At 42.7% G+C, this 18,160-nt stretch carries 17 protein-coding genes; 9 read left to right on the top strand and 8 right to left on the bottom strand.

What is annotated here, in order from left to right:
* Position 1 precedes the first annotated feature (1 nt).
* Positions 2 to 892: a PTS system mannose/fructose/sorbose family transporter subunit IID gene (locus tag ACG3M1_RS22225; RefSeq protein WP_395814624.1), complete on the top strand. Its 891-nt coding sequence runs from the start codon at positions 2 to 4 to the stop codon at positions 890 to 892.
* A gap of 337 nt (positions 893 to 1,229) precedes the next feature.
* On the opposite strand, the gene ACG3M1_RS22220 is transcribed toward ACG3M1_RS22225, so the two are convergent.
* Together ACG3M1_RS22220 and ACG3M1_RS22215 are read right to left on the bottom strand one after the other, a co-directional pair.
* Positions 1,230 to 1,988 carry a DeoR/GlpR family DNA-binding transcription regulator gene (locus ACG3M1_RS22220; RefSeq protein ID WP_395814622.1) on the bottom strand — a complete coding sequence of 253 codons (759 nt, stop codon included), beginning with the start codon at positions 1,986 to 1,988 and terminating at the stop codon, positions 1,230 to 1,232.
* A gap of 312 nt (positions 1,989 to 2,300) precedes the next feature.
* Positions 2,301 to 4,181, bottom strand: a complete 1,881-nt coding sequence (locus ACG3M1_RS22215; protein WP_142419850.1) for a BglG family transcription antiterminator — start codon at positions 4,179 to 4,181, stop codon at positions 2,301 to 2,303.
* Positions 4,182 to 4,371: 190 nt separating this feature from the next.
* On the opposite strand from ACG3M1_RS22215, the gene ACG3M1_RS22210 reads away from it, so the two are divergent.
* From ACG3M1_RS22210 to ACG3M1_RS22195, 4 genes are read left to right on the top strand one after another with little or no spacing between them, the layout of a single operon-like run.
* Complete coding sequence (locus ACG3M1_RS22210) at positions 4,372 to 4,692, top strand: PTS sugar transporter subunit IIB (RefSeq protein WP_008816224.1); 321 nt, start codon at positions 4,372 to 4,374, stop codon at positions 4,690 to 4,692.
* A 4-nt stretch (positions 4,693 to 4,696) separates the two neighbouring features.
* Positions 4,697 to 5,938, top strand: a complete 1,242-nt coding sequence (locus tag ACG3M1_RS22205) for a PTS sugar transporter subunit IIC (protein WP_008816225.1) — start codon at positions 4,697 to 4,699, stop codon at positions 5,936 to 5,938.
* On the top strand, positions 5,931 to 6,278 hold the full coding sequence (locus tag ACG3M1_RS22200; RefSeq protein ID WP_008816226.1) for a PTS lactose/cellobiose transporter subunit IIA: 348 nt from the start codon (positions 5,931 to 5,933) through the stop codon (positions 6,276 to 6,278). The genes ACG3M1_RS22205 and ACG3M1_RS22200 overlap by 8 nt, the downstream gene beginning before the upstream one ends.
* Positions 6,278 to 7,702, top strand: coding sequence for a glycoside hydrolase family 1 protein (locus tag ACG3M1_RS22195; protein WP_009270009.1), 1,425 nt, complete (start codon positions 6,278 to 6,280; stop codon positions 7,700 to 7,702). Before ACG3M1_RS22200 ends, ACG3M1_RS22195 begins: the two co-directional genes overlap by 1 nt.
* Positions 7,703 to 7,869: 167 nt before the next feature.
* On the opposite strand, the gene ACG3M1_RS22190 is transcribed toward ACG3M1_RS22195, so the two are convergent.
* A complete protein-coding gene (locus ACG3M1_RS22190; RefSeq protein ID WP_247230450.1) occupies positions 7,870 to 9,843 on the bottom strand; it encodes a BglG family transcription antiterminator in 1,974 nt (657 codons plus the stop codon).
* 250 nt (positions 9,844 to 10,093) lie between these two features.
* Between ACG3M1_RS22190 and ACG3M1_RS22185 the strand changes: the two genes are divergently transcribed.
* The 4 genes from ACG3M1_RS22185 to ACG3M1_RS22170 are packed head-to-tail and all read left to right on the top strand — an operon-like array spanning position 10,094 to position 13,938.
* Positions 10,094 to 10,522, top strand: coding sequence for a PTS sugar transporter subunit IIA (locus ACG3M1_RS22185; RefSeq protein WP_008816230.1), 429 nt, complete (start codon positions 10,094 to 10,096; stop codon positions 10,520 to 10,522).
* Entirely contained in the window at positions 10,519 to 11,271 is a 753-nt protein-coding gene (locus tag ACG3M1_RS22180) for a nucleoside/nucleotide kinase family protein (RefSeq protein WP_009270007.1), read from the top strand. Before ACG3M1_RS22185 ends, ACG3M1_RS22180 begins: the two co-directional genes overlap by 4 nt.
* Entirely contained in the window at positions 11,268 to 12,668 is a 1,401-nt protein-coding gene (locus ACG3M1_RS22175) for a PTS mannitol transporter subunit IICB (RefSeq protein WP_008816232.1), read from the top strand. Before ACG3M1_RS22180 ends, ACG3M1_RS22175 begins: the two co-directional genes overlap by 4 nt.
* Before the next feature lie 16 nt (positions 12,669 to 12,684).
* On the top strand, positions 12,685 to 13,938 hold the full coding sequence (locus tag ACG3M1_RS22170; protein WP_008816233.1) for a zinc-binding dehydrogenase: 1,254 nt from the start codon (positions 12,685 to 12,687) through the stop codon (positions 13,936 to 13,938).
* Positions 13,939 to 14,241: 303 nt separating this feature from the next.
* Here ACG3M1_RS22170 and ACG3M1_RS22165 read toward each other — a convergent pair whose 3' ends face one another.
* The 5 genes from ACG3M1_RS22165 to ACG3M1_RS22145 form a co-directional block, all read right to left on the bottom strand.
* Positions 14,242 to 14,430, bottom strand: coding sequence for a hypothetical protein (locus tag ACG3M1_RS22165; RefSeq protein ID WP_009270006.1), 189 nt, complete (start codon positions 14,428 to 14,430; stop codon positions 14,242 to 14,244).
* A gap of 331 nt (positions 14,431 to 14,761) precedes the next feature.
* Entirely contained in the window at positions 14,762 to 15,994 is a 1,233-nt protein-coding gene (locus tag ACG3M1_RS22160; RefSeq protein ID WP_009270004.1) for an ABC transporter permease, read from the bottom strand.
* The gene (locus ACG3M1_RS22155) at positions 15,991 to 16,863 is read right to left on the bottom strand and encodes an ABC transporter ATP-binding protein (RefSeq protein ID WP_009270003.1); all 873 of its coding nucleotides are present in this window, start codon (positions 16,861 to 16,863) and stop codon (positions 15,991 to 15,993) included. Before ACG3M1_RS22155 ends, ACG3M1_RS22160 begins: the two co-directional genes overlap by 4 nt.
* Entirely contained in the window at positions 16,848 to 17,564 is a 717-nt protein-coding gene (locus ACG3M1_RS22150) for a hypothetical protein (RefSeq protein ID WP_009270002.1), read from the bottom strand. The genes ACG3M1_RS22155 and ACG3M1_RS22150 overlap by 16 nt, the downstream gene beginning before the upstream one ends.
* Positions 17,536 to 18,102 carry an RNA polymerase sigma factor gene (locus tag ACG3M1_RS22145; protein WP_002606474.1) on the bottom strand — a complete coding sequence of 189 codons (567 nt, stop codon included), beginning with the start codon at positions 18,100 to 18,102 and terminating at the stop codon, positions 17,536 to 17,538. Before ACG3M1_RS22145 ends, ACG3M1_RS22150 begins: the two co-directional genes overlap by 29 nt.
* Positions 18,103 to 18,160: the final 58 nt, after the last annotated feature.

Genomic DNA, 18,160 nt, shown 5'->3' with positions numbered 1-18,160 from the left:
TATGAAGAAGCTTTCGAAAAAAGTTTTATCCAAATCCTTCTGGCGCTGGTTTTACGGAAATCTAACATGCTTCTCTCATGAGCACATGCAGACCTTCGGTTATATATGGTCCATGCTGCCAATCGTTCAGGAACTGTATGACTCCAAGGATGAGCAGGCTGAAAAGCTGAAGACCTATTACCCATTCTTCAACACGGAGCCGCAGATTGGTTCCATTGTTGTCGGCATAACTGCTGGTCTGGAAGAAGCACGTGCGAACGGAGCAGAAGAAATTGATGATGAGATGATCAATGGTATTCGCGCCGGTTTGATGGGACCTCTTGCAGGTATTGGTGACTCTTTGATTGTCGGTACCTATATTCCGGTACTGCTGGGTATCGCATTGGGGCTTTCAGAGGGTGGCTCACTGATTGGTCCTCTGTTCTATATTATCGTATGGAATATCACAAGTATTTTATTTCAGAAATGGATTTATGGAAAGGGCTATGAGCTTGGCGGTTCAGCTGTGGAGGTAATTGTCGGCGAACAGGCAACTGCATTGCGTGAATCTGTCATTGTAATGGGGCAGGTAATCGTAGGTGCCATGGCCGGCACCTGGGATTCAATTACAACGGCTGTACAGCTGACAACTTCTATTCAGAATAAAACAGAGATGGTCATTGAAGGCTCTAAAGTTATCGAAAAGGTTACAGGAACTCAGGAAGTACCTGTACTACTGCAGGAAAAGCTCGATGGTGCATTTCCCGGCGTTCTGACTCTGCTGTTTGTTATGGGCTGCTGGTGGCTGATGGCGAAAAAAGGAATCAGCCCGATCAAGATCATGCTGCTCATGGTTGTGATTGCTGTTGCCGGAGTTCTGGTTGGATTCTTTGATCCGGGTCTGTCATATTAAGAAAGACAGATAAAGAGAGGAATTGTTGCATCCCTGATGGATAAATGTATGTAATTAAATATGATGCAGCTTCCTTCTGAAATACAGACATCTCCTTTTCCAAGACAGCGACTGTCATGTTTGTAATCTCCCTTTTTTTAGTACAGTATGATGGATAGTTCAAAGCCTCCGGGAGAAAACGGTTCAGATTCTTCGATAAAGCTTAAAGCTTTTTTAGATATGAATATTTGTAATGAAATGATGTATTCCTGCAATATAAGCCGGATGATGAACTGCTTGTGGTGCATCCATATAGGACTACTCTTTGCTGTTATATGGAAATGGTGCAGTACAGCTACTATTTGACAGCAATGAAATGATCCGGAAGTGTTTCCATTCCTGTCGTGCGATTGATAAAAACATCTTCAAATTCATCCAGCTGAGCAAACGTACAAAAGCCCTTTACGCGCAGCTTGCTGTCATCGATCAGAAGATAATTATGATTTGATAATTCCATAGCGATACGCTTCAGCTCTCTTGTGGCCATCTCGGCTGTGAAAGCCTTCTTCATGCCCAGACTAACACCGGCACAGCCGATAAAGGCACGGTCGAAATTATAGAGACGCAGCATATTTTGAGCTTCATTGCCCTCACTCATTCGATACTTCGTATTGAATTCTCCACCGATGACAATGATTTTAGCCTTTGGATTCTGAACATTCTGTACGATTAGGTGATTGTTTGTCACAATTTTAATCGGTCTGCTGCTTAGAAAGTGAATCATCGGTACAATACTGGTACCACCATCCAGAAAAACACACTCCCCATCCTCTACCAGTGTGCTGGCAGCTTTACAAATCCGCAGCTTCTTATCATAATGAATGGACATGCGTTCCATCATTTTTATTTCCGCTTCATCTGTCAGAATGCGTTCCCGTTCTTTTTTTACAGCGCCCCCGTAAATTCTGTCAACCTTATTTTCATCATCCAGCTCAAGAAGGTCTCGGCGTATGGAGGATTCCGATACATGCAGCTCTTTGGCAACCTGTTTTACCTGTATCGTCTGTTCCGATTCCAGTTTTTTTAGAATATACAGCTTTCTTTCAGCTGACAGCATGTCTGTTCAACTCCTATCTTTATGGCTTATCAGAGGTATTTATCCTTATGTATGTGTGTGTCTGGTGCGGTATGCAAACTGTAGTCAGCATATTCGTTCATAGCTTTATTATACGAGAATAGGAAGAGCATTACAAGCACTATTGCACGAATATTATCGAAAATGTACGATTTATTATGGATATAGATGTTAAAATGAGCATAAACAAGCAAATAAGCAGAAGGAATGTAAATAAAAAAGTCATCCTTTTTCCGGAAGGCAGTCTGTCACTAGAGCTGTTCAGCCGGTAAGGATGAGTATATGTAGGAGCTGTTAATCTGTCAGAGTAAGCAACAGCTGCCTAAACTCCTGAAAGCTTATACATTCCTTGATCTGATCGGGTACATGCTTCTGAGAGAACAGCAGAATCAGGGCTTCATACAGCTTTCTGAATAAATGTGACTCCTGTTCGTGTATGGCGATCAACAGGACAACATGAACAATCTGCTTGTCCCAAGTGATACCCTGCTTCGACAGGGCGAGAGCTATGCCGGTCCTTCTGGCGTCCATTTTCATGGAATGAGGAACGGCGATGCATCCAAAGGCTGTGGAAGCGGCCTCCTCCCGCTTGATTACATCCTCATAAAAGGATGGAGAGGTATAGCCCTGTGCATAGAGCTTATCGTGGAGGATACGGATTATCTGTTCTTTTTTCAAACCGGCATCTGTATGCAGATAGAAAAGCGATTCATGAAAAAAGTCAGAAAAGCTCTCAGAGAGGATATGCAGCTTTTTCTGATCCATAACCTCCTGTATTTTTTCGAATATCTGCTTAAGATCCATTGCTTTTTTCAATGGAGGAATCATCAGCATATGCGGATACTCTTTTTGTACGGGAATTGTGGTAAACAACAGGTCGATTGCTGTATCCGGCAGCTGTGCTTCATAGGAGCATGCAGCACTGATACAGATTTCAGAATCAAAATGAATGAGAAGATAATTATAGATTTCCTGCCTGCTATTTTGATAATCCGGACACAGCAGTACGCATTTCAGCTTTCCGCTGTCGCTGCTCTGCCGTTCGATATCGGCACCGATGTGCATAGCAAGATAAGCGGTTTCATCTGCAGTGATGTGGAGATTACAGGAAGCCTCCAGATAATTTGCGACATAGATTGCGCAGTCGAACAGCATCGGGCAGGAGGCCTGAATGCTTTCCAGCAGCGGGTTGCGCAATGAGGTGTTTCTCTTACAGCGGGCAAATAAATTCTTGAAATGCAGAGCAAGCGGATACAGCAGCGTATCCTTATCGAGCTGTAAACCATACTGCCGGTTGACAGAGGATATAACGGTCTGTGTGATTTCATAGATATCCTGTCCAACAACGGTAATCAGCTCCTGTCGGCTTTCCGCATGGCAGAGGTTGATGCTGGTGGTGACAAGGTTGTGAATATCACAGCGTTCTGGATCCAGTAAGGCAACATGAAAGCTTTTTTCTAATTCGTCTATCACAGACACCGTAATTTCTGAAAGCTCAGGCTGCTCCTTTTGTGAATGCTCAATCGTATTGCCGCTTTGCATACGGTCAAGCAGTATGGCAAGATGCAGTGTCAGATTTGTATATCCGAAGTCATTGATATAGCAGCTGTGCTTCTTGAATGTCTCATGCAGGATATCATGAATCTGCTGCACATTCAAATTCGGGAATATATCCTTCAATGTCTGTAAATCCACAAAGCGTTCACTAGACTCCTGATAAATGATGTCTGTCAGAAATTTTCGTTTATGTCTTTCCTCCCCGTCCGCATATATCATATCATTACGGCATCGAAAGGTGATTCCGGTATCCTGATACTCTTTGTTCATGCGATTCAGCAACCCTTTTATGGATGAATAGCTCAAATATAGTTCATCGCAAAGATCATACAGATCGATTTCCTGCGCGTGGTCAATGAAAAACTGCCGGATGATATAAGAGCTGCGCTCCTGGTATGTCTGCGGAATATCACTTTCTGCTTTCACATGCGTATCTGTATCAATACGGTATCCTCTGGGACCTGCCGCAATCAGATCAGGAAATTCCTCCTGTATGGCGGCAACGTAGTTTTTTACCGATCGCGGAGTAACATTAAGCAGTCTGGCAAGCTGTGTGGAAGAAATCGGCTGTTTCTGCTGTCTTATTATATGGACAAGCTCCTCATGTTTCTTTTTCATACGCATACCTCTCTCTTTACTGTTATTATAATGCAAGAAGTAAACAAAGCAAAACGAATCTTTTTCACTACAGGGATGAAAATATAAAAACTTTCACCCCTGCAAGGAAAGATTACAAGTTGAGCATTTTCTTTATACCGGAGATAATATAGGCGTGGAACAGTTCCAGTACCAACAGGAGGTAGAAAAGATGGAAAAACTGAATATATTATTATGCTGCGGAGCAGGGATGTCCAGCGGCTTTCTGGCACAGCAGATGCGCGGTGCAGCAAAAAAACAGGGGATCATGGCCAAGGTGGAAGCAAAGAGTCAGAACAATATAGCGGATGATCTTCCGAAGACGGATATTCTGCTCATCGGGCCGCATTTATCCTATGCGTTTGATGAATTAAAGGCGATGTGTGGTCCGTATGCAGTTCCGGTTCTGATGATACCGAAGGATATGTATGCAGGACTGGATGGAAAAGGACTGCTTGCTTTATGTATGGAAACGTTAAAGGAAAAGGGATAGAGCTATGAATACATTTATTAACTGGCTGGGCTCCAGCTTTGCACCAAAGGTCGCAAAGGCCATGGATAAAAAAATAATACGTACACTTTCCGGGGCATTGATGGCCAATGTGCCGATTCTGCTGCTGGGGAGTATCATCTCCATATATAATCTGCTTGCGGGTTATGTCTCCTTTCTTCCGGATCTTTCTCCGGTCTATAATTTCAGCTTTGGCATTATGTCGCTGACACTTGTTTTTCTGGTTGGCTATCACGGCGCAAAGGAATATGGGTTTAAGGATTATGGTGTGTCAACCGGCTTAATCGCTTTAATGATGTTCTTTATGGTGATTAAACCGTCTATTGCGGACTTTCAGTTTCAGGTAGCGTTTGGAAGATTCGGAGGCTCCGGTATGATTTCTGCATTCTTTGCGGGTATTGTGACCATTGTGATCAGTAATCTGTATTTCAAGCTGCATCTGTTTGAGGATTCCGTATCTCTTCCGGATTTTTTGATTCGCTGGCTGAATCAGGTTATTCCGGGAATTATCGTGCTTGTGCTTACTACCATCCTTATTTACTGGTGCAATATTGACCTATTTGAGCTCATTACCAAGCTGTTCTCACCACTGATCAGTATCGGTCAGACCTATCCGGGCTTTATGCTCTGTATCTTTATACCGGTATTCTTCTATTCATTTGGTATCAACAGCTGGTTTATGAATCCAATCACCAGTCCTATCGGTCTTGCAGGAATCACCGCAAATGCAGCTGCATTTGAACAGGGGCTGCAGCCGACAAATATCTATACATCAAATGTAACCTTTTCGGTAATCTTTATCGGAGGTATGGGAATGACACTGGCTTTGAATATCATGATGCTCAAATCCCGCAGTAAGAGAATCAGGAAGTTCGGACAGATTGCTATGATACCGTCGCTGTTCAATATCAATGAGCCTCTGGTATATGGGGCACCGATTGCCTTGAATCCGATTTTAATGATACCGATGTGGATCAATGCACTGGTTCTGCCAACGATTGCATGGTTTGCGTTCTCCAGCGGTCTTGTCACGATTCCGCATGCTGTCATGAATGTGAACCAGCTGCCGATGCCGATTTGTTCCTTTCTGGCAACACATGGTGATTTCCGTGCCGTGATTCTGGTTGTAGGCATGTTCCTGCTGTCATGGCTGATCTGGTGGCCGTTCTTTAAGGCACATGAGAATAAAATGGTGAAGGAAGAAATGGAGATGGAAGCAAATGACTGATGAAAACAATGAGCTGATACTGAGTGCAATGGGGATTCTGACGCATGCCGGAGATGCCCGTCTGCATACCAAAGAGGCATTAAAATATGTACAAGCATTGCAGTTTGAGAAGGCGGATGCCTGCCTGAAGGAAGCCAAAAAAGAGATAACACAGGCTCATGCGGCACAGACAGAAATTATTCAGGCCGAAGCACGGGGTGTGCAGTATGAATACTGCATGCTGTTCAATCATGCGCAGGACACACTGATGACAATCAACAGTGAAATTGAATTGTGCAGTTCTCTAATCGATACCTTTCGCAGCTTTGCGGCTATGTTTGTAAAAAAGGAGGAAAGCTGATGAGTGTGTTTCCTGAAGGTTTTCTATGGGGTGGCGCAAGTGCTGCTGTTCAGATGGAGGGAGCCTATCTGGAGGATGGAAAAGGGTTGAATGTTGCGGATATCCAGATTTGTTATAAAAAAGCTGCAGGCGGCGGCAATACCAATTATACCAGAGAGCTTTTGAAGCAGCGTATTGCAGATGTGCAGGCAGAAAAGCAGCAGCAATATTATCCAAAGCATAAGGCGGTGGATTTCTATCACCGATATAAAGAATACATAGGTTGGATGAAGGAGTGTGGCTTTAAGGCATTTCGAATGAGTATCAGCTGGGCACGGATTTTTCCGAATGCGGATGATGAATATCCCAATGAAGCGGGACTTCGGTTTTATGATGAGGTGTTTGATGAATTGCACAGACAGGGCATCGAGCCGATCGTCACACTGACACATTACGATATGCCGTTAAAGGTGGTAACACATTATCAGGGATGGTATGGCAGAAGGACGATTGATCTGTATGAGCGTTTCGCACAAACCTGTTTGAAAAGATATAAGGACAAGGTTACATACTGGATCGTAATCAATCAGATCAACCTGATTTTTGGGGAGTCCTTCAGCTCATTGGGAATGGTTATGGATGAGTATGAGGATTTCACTGCCGAAAAATATCAGGCGGTGCATCATGAGTTTGTGGCAAGTGCGGGAATCGTCAAGGCTGCAAGAGAACTTGATCCTGCGTTAAAAGTCGGTATGATGCTGGCAGATCAGCTGACGTATGCAAAGACCTGTGATCCGCAGAATGTAAAGATAGCGATTGAGAAAAACCGGATGAAGGATTTCTTCTTTGCGGATGTACAGCTGCGTGGAGAATACCCGGGATATGCGAAAACGTGGTTTAAGAAGCATGGTATCACGATTCAGATGGAGGATGGTGACGAGGAGCTGATCCGTTCGTATACCATGGATTTCCTGGCAGTCGCATATTATTATAGTCACTGTGTTGATGAAAATGGAAATCGGTGCGCCAATCCGTACACAAAGGCGACGGAGTGGGGCTGGACGATCGATCCGGTTGGATTGTACAATACGATGGCACAGTATTGGGATCGTTACGGCGTACCGATGATGATTGCAGAGAACGGTGTGGGGGTGGAAGAGGCATTGGGAAGTGATGGCTGCATACATGACGAATACCGGATTGATTATCAGAAACGCCATATTCAGGAGTTAAAGGATGTAATGGAAGAGGGTACGGATATCTTCGCATATACCATGTGGTCACCATTTGATATCGTCAGCGGAAACAGCTGTGAAATGGAAAAGCGGTATGGGCTTATTTACGTGGATATCGATAACGAGGGAAATGGCACTGGTAAATGTATACCAAAGGATTCCTTCTACTGGTACGCTCGCCTTATAAAATCGAACGCAGAGAACTTATAGGGTGCACAACGTGTGCCCATGTGATCGAATCAAACGCGGAGAATCGACCTATCATACAAAAGGAACTACTACAGAAAAAGAATAATAGTAAAAAAGATGCAATACAGAAATATGCAATTCATAGCGTTAATGAATTGCAAGATACCTGTAAGCATCTTTTCATTATTCTAAATACTTTCTTGTGTATGTGTCTTTATAAATTGTACTATCTCAAGAGAATTATGAAATCTCTTTATACATTGTCGAAAATCCGTTTCCTTGATCAAGTTGGCTACTGCGACCAAAGCATCCAGATGTTCGATATTATCTTTAGAACAGAAGGAAAAGAAGACCTGAAGCTTTTTTCCATTAATAAATTCTACCGGTTTTTTTAAAATTAACAAGGTCATGCCTGTTTTTCTGACCGTTCCTTCATTCTTCGCGTGGGGAATAGCAATTCCATCATCAATTATCATATAGGACCCATAATTTTCAAAAGAATACAGCATTTGTTCCTGATAACGCTGATCCACATAACCGTTTACTACGAGCAGACCACCTGCTGTACGTATCGCATCTCTCCAGTTTTCAGCAGGATAATTCAGAAGGATATTCTCTGCCGGCAGGATATCAAGGAGTGTTTGGTCACGGCCATCATCCCGTATCAATAAATCCTGCAATGCCTCGCTCAGGTTTTTCTTCAACTCCGCATAATCATGGATTGTGCAGGATTTTTTCACAGCCTCCAGAATAGCGGTCATACGAACCCGCTTTTTTCGCTTTACAAGCAGTTGCTCATCCAGCAGTTGAATATCCTCACTGCTTAAGACAGGATGCACATGAAGAATCGGAAGGTCGTTACAATATTTCAGAGTATTGATTGTTGTGACAATCATGTCCACCTGATGCAGCAGCTCATACTGTTTTAAATAATGGTAGGGAATACAATCGAGAACATTCACCTCATAGGTATCTGACAGCTGCTGTTCCAGAAGTCTGCTGGTTCCATATCCGTGCGAACAGATTATCAGAATATTCTTTTTCTTACTATTGTTTTTTTCGCACCGGTTAATTGCTGCCTTGAAATGCAATGTCAAAAGAGCGGTTTCATCCTGATCCTGATGCTCACCTGTAAAGAAATTCAACTCTGTAAGCACCTGCTTCATCACCTCATATTCCTTGGGAAACTGTTGTTGAATCAGGCGGTAATCCATATCTGATACAGGAATATGGTTCAACAGGCGATACATAGTCGGGCGAAGATGCGTCAAAAGACTTTCATAGAGAGTACGATCCTGATTTAGGTTTAGCTGATAATATTTGCTGTACAGATTGATGATTTTAGATACAAGCAAATCGTGTTCAAACCATTCATTTTCCCGAAGATTACTGTTTTGTGCATAATTTGAACCAATTAACAGGGAAGACAGCTGCATTGTTTCATAGCGATTCAGGTCTTGCTTAAGCAGTTCCTTATTTGCTTCAATCACCTTATACTCCGGGCATGTAATGAGGAAATACTCATTATCACAGGATAACAGAGTCTGCTGTGCTGCTGTTCTGGCTAAAATAATCAGGCAGGAATAAAACATGATAGAATAACTATGGTCAGATAAAACAAAACCAAGCTCTTTCTGTATAACATGTAAAAAATTATGAATTTGTTCCTCCGCAAGATCAGTACGCCAGTGATAAAGAATCTCAATCAGAATTTTCTGCTGTGTTTCCGGCAGCTTTTCATATTCCATAAGCAGCTGCAGTAAAAGCTTGCGTATGTTTTCTTCAGAACCGGTGAGCACCAGTCCTTTTTTATGCTCCTGTAACAGCTCCAGGTGATACTTTGTAAGAGTTGTACGAATATCATCCATATAGCTTTTGGCACTGGAGCGTGAGATATCAAGATTTCTTGATACGGCACTCAGGTTGATACTACCCTCAAAGCACAGAGTGTACAGCATGAATTTCTTTTTGGTATCTCCACTGTACAGCTGTGGGCGCTTTTCCTGTAAAAAGCCTTCAACATAGGAACGGTCCTGCAGTGTACAGATTTTTTTTATAATTGAAATTCCATGCTCCTTTAGCTCATAGTTTAGATTATTCACATAATAGCGGATACTGCGTTCGCTGACTGAAAAGTAATCCGACAAATCCTTAATACTCATGGGGGCTTCCTTATTATATAAAAGAGAAAGCAATTCTATATCTTTATCTGACAGCATACTATCACCTTCATGCACATTATAACAGATATAGATATTTTTCGTACGACAGATTTTTTCACATTTATGTGAAAGAAAGTGGTGGGGATACTTTTCTTCACAATAAAATGAAACCGAATACAAATGTATTTCTTTTGTTTTGCATGATACCATATGGGTGTAAAGAAACAGGACGTTACCGGAGGTACCATTTATGATTACTGATTTACTGGGAAAACATGTGCAGACTGCAGAAAGAGCAGAGGACTGGAAGGACGCCATTCGCATGGCGGCTGCACCGCTTCTGGAGAATGGAAGTATTCGAGCATCATATATTGATGCTATGATTCACAACGTTGAGGTGAATGGACCGTATATCGTTATAATGCCGGATGTGGCGATGCCGCATTCCCGCGTGGAAGACGGTGCTTTGAAAACGGATATATCCATTCTGAAGCTGAAGGATGGTGTCGCATTTCCTCAGGACAATATCGTACATCTGATTATTGCTTTATCCGCCAATGACAATGATGCACATATGCAGCTGCTCAGTGATATGGTTGACGTATTTATGGATGAGGATAAAATGAATGGCCTTCTGCATGCGGAATGTGTAGAGGATATCAGGAGAGTGCTTGCATGAGCAGAGTCACCTTTCCGCTTGTAATCAACGGATTTACGATTTCAGCAGATTATGAGCAGGAGGATATGGAAATGATATTCCTTCCGCTGCTTCGTAAGCTGAGTGAATTTCAGAAAGAGAAAAAACGACGGCTTCTGGTCTTTCTCGCTGCACCGCCGGCTGTAGGGAAATCCACACTGGCTAGTGTACTCGCCCATCTGTCCAGAGTTGATGAACAGCTTTGTGAAATACAGGATATCGGATTAGACGGGTTTCATTATCCGCAGCGCTACCTTGATTCCCATACCATGCTGAAGGATGGAATCAGGATCCCATTACGTGATGTTAAAGGTTGTCCGGAAACCTTTGATATAAAAAAACTGACAGAGGCTTTACGTATCATCAGAGATCAGGATATAACTTGGCCGGTTTATGATCGAAATCTGCATGATGTTGTCGAGGATCAGATACAGATATCCAAGGATATACTGCTTCTCGAAGGAAACTGGCTTCTGTTACAGGAGGAAGGCTGGAAGGAGCTGAAACAGTTCTGTGATTACAGTATCTTCATTCAAGCCGAAGAGGACATGCTGAAACAGCGTCTGATTGAGCGGAAGATACAGGGAGGACTTTCCCGCAGCGAAGCGATTGCGTTTTACGAACGCAGTGACGGCAGAAATGTTTCGCGGGTCCTACAGCATTCCATGCAGGCGGATCTGACTCTCAGACTGTCACAGGATATGAGATTTTGTAAGGAGGAAATAAAATGAATCGAGCGAAGCTGCAGGCATTCGGTGGATTTCTGACCGCTATGGTCATCCCGAATATGGGTGCCTTTATCGCATGGGGATTTATAACGGCTCTGTTCATCCCTACAGGATGGATACCGAACGAAGGCTTCAATGAACTGGTAGCGCCAATGGTAAAGTATATGCTGCCAATGATGCTTGCCTATTCCGGGGGAAAACTGGTACACGGCGAACGTGGGGCGATTGCTGGATGTGTAGGAACCTTTGGACTGATTGTTGGTTCTGAAGTAAATATGTTTCTTGGCGCAATGATTATGGGACCGCTGAGTGCATGGTGTGTAAAACAGTTTGACCGGCTGATTGACGGAAAAATTCCTGCCGGATTTGAGATGGTTGTCAACAACTTCTCCCTTGGTATTATCGCAATGATTCTGAGTCTTTGCTCTTACGCAGCAATCGGACCTGTTATTGAGTTTGCGAATGAAATGATCACCAGTATGATTACATCACTTGTGAAAACAGGATTCCTGCCGCTGTTATCTGTAGTAAATGAGCCTGCAAAGGTACTGTTCCTGAACAATGTTATTGATCAGGGCGTCTATTATCCTTTGGGAATGCAGCAGGCTGCGGAAGCAGGGAAATCCATCTTCTTTATGGTTGCCAGTAATCCCGGTGCCGGGCTTGGTCTTCTGCTTGCCTTCTCTTTCTTCGGTAAGGGAAACAGTAAGAAAACAGCACCAGGCGCGATCATTATTCATTTCTTAGGCGGTATTCATGAAATTTATTTCCCATATGTGCTCATGAAGCCGCTGATGATCTTTCCGATGATTATCGGTTCCGCATGCGGTATCATGGTGTTTGAATTTTTCGGAGCAGGTCTGGTTGCCGGACCGAGCCCGGGTTCTATATTTGCATATCTGGCTCTGACTCCAAGAGGAAATTTCATCGGTATTCTGGCAGGTGTAGTAACAGCTACCGTGATCAGCTTCCTGCTTGCTTCCCTTATTTTAAAGACAAACAAGGATAACGGTGATGAAAAGCTGGAGAAGAGCATTGAGAAATCCAAGGCTATGAAGCAGGAAGGAAAGGATCTCCTTGCATCTTCATTACAGACAGAAGCAGAGGCCTTAAAGGATATTGCATATATCGCATTTGCATGTGATGCCGGACTTGGAAGCAGTGCGTTAGGGGCCACAGCGTTCAAGAAGCGTCTTCAGAAAATAGGAGTTGAAAAAACAGTACGTAATTATGCTATTGAAAAGGTGCCGGATGAGGCAGATGTTATCGTAACGCACATCAGTCTGCTGGATCGAGCACGCTTGAAATTTCCTAATCGCCGTATTATCACCATTCAGAATTTCATGAATGATCCGAATCTGGATGCGCTTTTCGAAGAAATCAGCAATACAGAAAACTAGAGAAGGGAAGGATATCATGTTAGCAAAAGCTGCCGTACTATGCGGAAAGAATACCATACAAGTTAGGGAACTGGAATTACCGCCAATCGGGGATGATGAACTGCTGGTGAAGAATATATCAAACAGTATCTGTCTGTCTACGTACAAGGCAGCGCTTCTGGGGGAGGATCACAAGCGTGTACCGGATAATATCAGCGAGCGTCCGCCGATTACCGGTCATGAGTTTACAGGCATAATCATGGAAGTAGGAAACCATCTGAAAGACAGATTTCAGCCGGGTGAAAAGTTTGTACTGCAGCCTGCGATGGGGCTTCCAAGCGGTTATTCCGCAGGCTACAGCTATGAATATTTCGGAGGGAATGCCACCTACTGCATTATTCCGAAAATCGCCATTGATCTGGGGTGTGTACTCCCTTACCAAGGAAATTACTTTGCGAATGCATCCCTCAGTGAACCAATGTCCTGCATTATCGGAGCATACCATGCGACCTATCATACAAAACAGTATGTATATGAGCATTTCATGGGCGTAAAGGAACAGGGAAAGCTGGCGCTTATGGGCTGTGCCGGACCGATGGGAATCGGAGCGATTGATTATGCAGTGAATGGGCCGGTTTCATCAAAGCTGATTGTAGTGACTGATATCGATGAGCAGCGTCTGGAACGTGCACGTACACTGATACCGGAAGAAGCGGCAAAGAAACAGGGGAAAACATTGATTTATATCAATACAAAGGATATAGATGCAGTAAGTGAGCTGCGAAAGCTTAGCAGGGGCACCGGCTTTGATGATGTGTTTGTATTTGCCGCAGTACCAGCACTTCTGAAGCAGGCTGACGCAGTATTGGGAAATGATGGATGTCTGAACTTCTTTGCAGGACCAACCGATAAACAATTTGCAGTACCGTTTAATTTCTACAATGTGCATTATGAAGGAACGCATATTGTGGGAACCTCTGGCGGATCAACGCAGGATATGCTGGAATGCCTTACGCTGTCTGCAGAAAACAGACTGAATCCAAGCTATATGATTACACATATCGGTGGGTTGCAGGCTGCACCGGAAACAATTCTGAATCTGCCAAATATACCGGGAGGGAAAAAACTGATTTATCCGCATATCGATCTGCCACTGACTGCGATTGAAAATTTCCGCAGCAGGCAGTCTGAAAATCCGTTGTTTAAAACACTGGCAGATATATGTGAGAGAAATCATAATGTATGGTGTGAAGAAGCGGAGACCTATCTGCTGGAGTATTATCAGGTTTAAAAAGGAAAACGTTGAACCTCATTCTAAGAAAGTAAAGCAGGAATGAGGTTTTTTATGATGTTTCGTTGTAATGTGTTGAACTTATACTCTTACATGTATCAGGCTTATTTCGAATAGAGTATATAAGCATACATAGCGATTCCTACGTAAATAAAAAGCATAAAATCACTTGTCGCTGGTAATCTTATGCCTCATGGATTAAGCGAATACAATTACAAGTGGAATACTTTCCAATCTTCTCTTGCTTGTTTCATATTGCTGGGCGATAAGCCTTTCTGTCACAGTGCTATTTCGCCAGCCGTATCAATTTCTTTTTAAGCTTTCATAATGCTGCAGGATGGCATGATGTAGTTCATGTGTTTTTGGAAAGCCGGTAATGCGTTCTACAACGCTGGAAAGACCCTCTTTCTGTATACTTTCCTGAAGCAGCAGTGCCTGTGGATCATCTGGATTATCATATAAAACGCCATAGACTGTCACTAAATGAATCATTTGCTAAGAGATTGCCATATGATTTTTATGTAATGCTTATATCACTGTTATCAGATTGTAACCTGCTTTAAAGGATATTATTGATTTGAATTGATATTGCTTATCAGCTGCAGTTCTTCACATGCCTGCGGGAATGCTGAAGCATACACAGGGATATGATGACAATCGAAACTATCCAGAACAGCATAATAACATTCTTCCAGGCCAGCGAATAACCGCGAATACTGAAATACGGCAGCATTTCACCCAGATGAGGATTCAATGCGACTTTGAAAAATTGTGTGAAATGTACCATCTGGGAAGGAAAGAACTGATCAATCACCATGCCTGGCTAAAGCTGATTGAAAAAGCCTGTAAATCCGCTGATCAGCGTCACCAGAAGCAGTGGAATCACTGTCGCAAAACGATTCTTTATGATATAGGAAAAAAGCATAGTGATAAAGGCGGTTGCCATTGATGCGATACTGATCAGCAGCATAGCATTCACAATCAGCGTTCGATAAGTAAATACATAGGCTGTGATATTCAATGATGCCTGCGACTGGGAATAATAAGTCAGATTCAGACCACGCAGTGGAAGGAACATACAGGACATGATATATACGATAAGAAATTGTATGAGTACGATTCCAAGCGCAAGCAATATACCTGCACACAGCTTTGCCGCAGTTATCTTTTTGTTTCCGGCAGCTGTGGGAATCATAATCTGATAGGTCTTATAATGCTTCTCCATGGCGAAGGTATTTGCCAGAATGATAACAAGAATAAGCAGCGAAGCGAATTCCAGATTATACAAAGCTTCAACGAACAGTGTATTTGGAATATTGCTGTCAATCTCATGAGAGGCTGATTTATAGCGGTTTATGAAATTCTCCATCGTGGCATCGTATATGCTGTCCGGATACTCAAAGCCGGCAATCTCAATATTAAGCTGTTCCTTACTTAACTGATCCGGATGAAGCCACTTTCTCTGGGCGTCAGAAGAGAAGTTTTCATAATCGGCAACATCCTTTTTATCCTCAATATAATAATCATAGATATTACTATACAGCTGGCGCACACCGTCATGTTTTAAATAATCTTCAACATGTACCTTTACTTTGTCGCTTCCTTCGATTTCCTCATAGGAAATACCTCCACTGATCTGCATATAGTTTTCAAATAATTCATTGACTTCCTTACCGGTATACTTACCGCTGCGTGCGTCTTTCAGTAAGGTTTCATAATTATCGCCATATACAGCTTTCATTTTTTCTTCATCCAGCGTTGTTTCTGTATACTTGTTCATAATGGCGCGGAAGTCTTTATCCATCTGCTGTATGGTCTTTTCACTGAGGGTTCCCGCATAGGAATGCTGAATCTGATCGGCAAGCCTCCAATATGCAAGTCCTGTTCTTTCTATTCCGTTTTCATCCTTCATGACGATATCAGTGCGGTACTGCAGTGGCTGATGGTAAACCTGATAGGTGCGGTAGCCATTGAAGATAAACAGGATAAGCAGCAATACGATGTTGATTTTGCTTTTGAAAATCTTTTTAAATTCAGATTGAATCAATCGTCTCATAGGAAATCACCTTCTTTAAAATAATATAAATAAAGATCATCCAGATCAGGCGTTATATTATGAGCCAGGGTATGTGGACAATCATCAGCCACAATACGCAGTTCGATGTCATTATCGACATTATGACTCTTTACGATAATATGGGAAGCCATAAGGGAGAGTGCCTCCTTTTTCGGAAGTGTTACCTGCCATACCTTTTCCTTCATAGTATGAAGTAGCTCTTTTGGTGTATCATGAAGAATGATTTTTCCTTCCTTCATAACGATGATATCGTCTGCGATGGTTTCGATATCGCTTACGATATGCGTGGAAAGCAGAACGATGCATTCCTGTGAGAGGGATGCAATCAGATTGCGGAAGATAATGCGTTCCTTTGGATCCAGCCCGGCAGTCGGCTCGTCCAGTATGAGAATCTCCGGTTTATTTAGTAGTGCCTGTGCGATTCCCACTCTACGCAGCATACCGCCGGATAACTGTTTCATTTTTGTTTTCCGCTTATCCTCCAGATGCAAAATATGCAGCAGCTCGTCAATTCTTTTTCTGCTGTATTGCTTTGACTGATTTTTCAGTATACTCATATATTCCAGGAATTCATAGACGGTATAGTGCGGATAAAAACCAAAATGCTGTGGCATATAGCCGATTTTTGACGCATAGACATCATACTGTTTTAAAGCGTCTATTTCGTCATAGCTGATGCTGCCGCCATCCTTTGGAAGCAGTCCGCACAGAATTCTCATCAGCGTTGTTTTGCCGCTTCCGTTTGCACCAAGTAGGCCATGTACACCCTTTTCAATCGTTAAATTTACATCATACAGCACCTGATTCTTTTTGAATGATTTATTGATATGTTCTATAACCAGCTCCATTTTTGCTGCCTCCTTTCTGTATCCGACATCCCTTTATTCAACTGCCGCATATTGAAAAGCGTTAAACAAGAAACGATAAGTATAACCAGCACCGCCTGAGGATTGGATATCATGTACCGGATATACTGACTGTATATAAAAAGATATATACAATAAAACATGGAGTATGCGGCAAGTGCGGATATATAGCCTTTGATTCTGTGTATTAAATGTGTAAAAATAATTTGCATGGCATACAGCGGAACGATACCGGTCATGATAAAATCAGCAGGAATCCAGGATTCTTTAAGGATGAATATCACCAGTAATATAAAAGACATCACGAGCCCGTTTAAGGCGATACCGGCTGTACGAATCAGGAAGGCGCGACAGGGATTCAGGTAAACAGGACTGATGATATCCAGCATCCTGTAGTGGCTGCATTTATAATATTCATAAAGTGCAGAAATACCCAGTATGAAAAAGTAAATAGCAGTGTAAATCTGAGCATTGACTGCATCCAGCGTTATCAGCAGTATCGAAATCAATAGTCCGATAATAGATAGGATCATATAGAAGCGAAAATCTAGCCACATATAGCGAAGAATCAGCTGTAGCAAAGAGGTGCAGTTTTTTTGTATGTATTGTTCCTGCTCTTTTTGACAGAGAAGAATCGTTTGTTCCATCGCTGCCTCATCTACCTGTATGAGTTTCTGTTTCATGATAACCTCCTTCTTTCCATAATGCACAAAGCCGCTTTAATGCCGCCGTGTGTCTTGTTTTCACTGTGGATACGGGAATTGAGAAGCTCTGCGCTATTTCCTTAAATGTCATCTGATGGTAGTATTTCAATAGAATTACATCCTGTTGAGAATCAGACAGCTCCCCTATGTAATACATAAGCTCTTCATTTCGTATCTGATCGAGAATGACTTCATGTACATCACTGTCCGCAGAAATTAAGTTTTCCTGCCTGTCAATATCCGTGTGCAGATCACGCTGCATTTTTCGGTGATAGTCATGACACAGGTTACTGGCAATACGGTATAGATAATGCAGCGTCTTGCCCTGCGCGTGATACATGGGAAGCTGACGGATGAAGCGCACAAACACTTCCTGTGTAATATCCTTTGCACTGTCGTCTCCCTGCATTTTGCGATATGTGAAGGAATAGACGTATGGATAGAGGTCTTGTATGAAGTTATTTAGTGTCTGCTGATCGCCTTTTTTTATTTTATGCAGGATCTGCTGTTCTCTCATATGCCGCCTCCTCACTTACTTAACGATTTGATTTGAAAAAAGGTTTTACTTTTCATTT

Source organism: Clostridium sp. 10cd* (assembly GCF_044336395.1).
GTDB classification, from domain to species: domain Bacteria; phylum Bacillota_I; class Bacilli_A; order Erysipelotrichales; family Erysipelotrichaceae; genus Clostridium_AQ; species Clostridium_AQ innocuum.
This window is presented reverse-complemented; position numbering and strand designations above follow the sequence as displayed.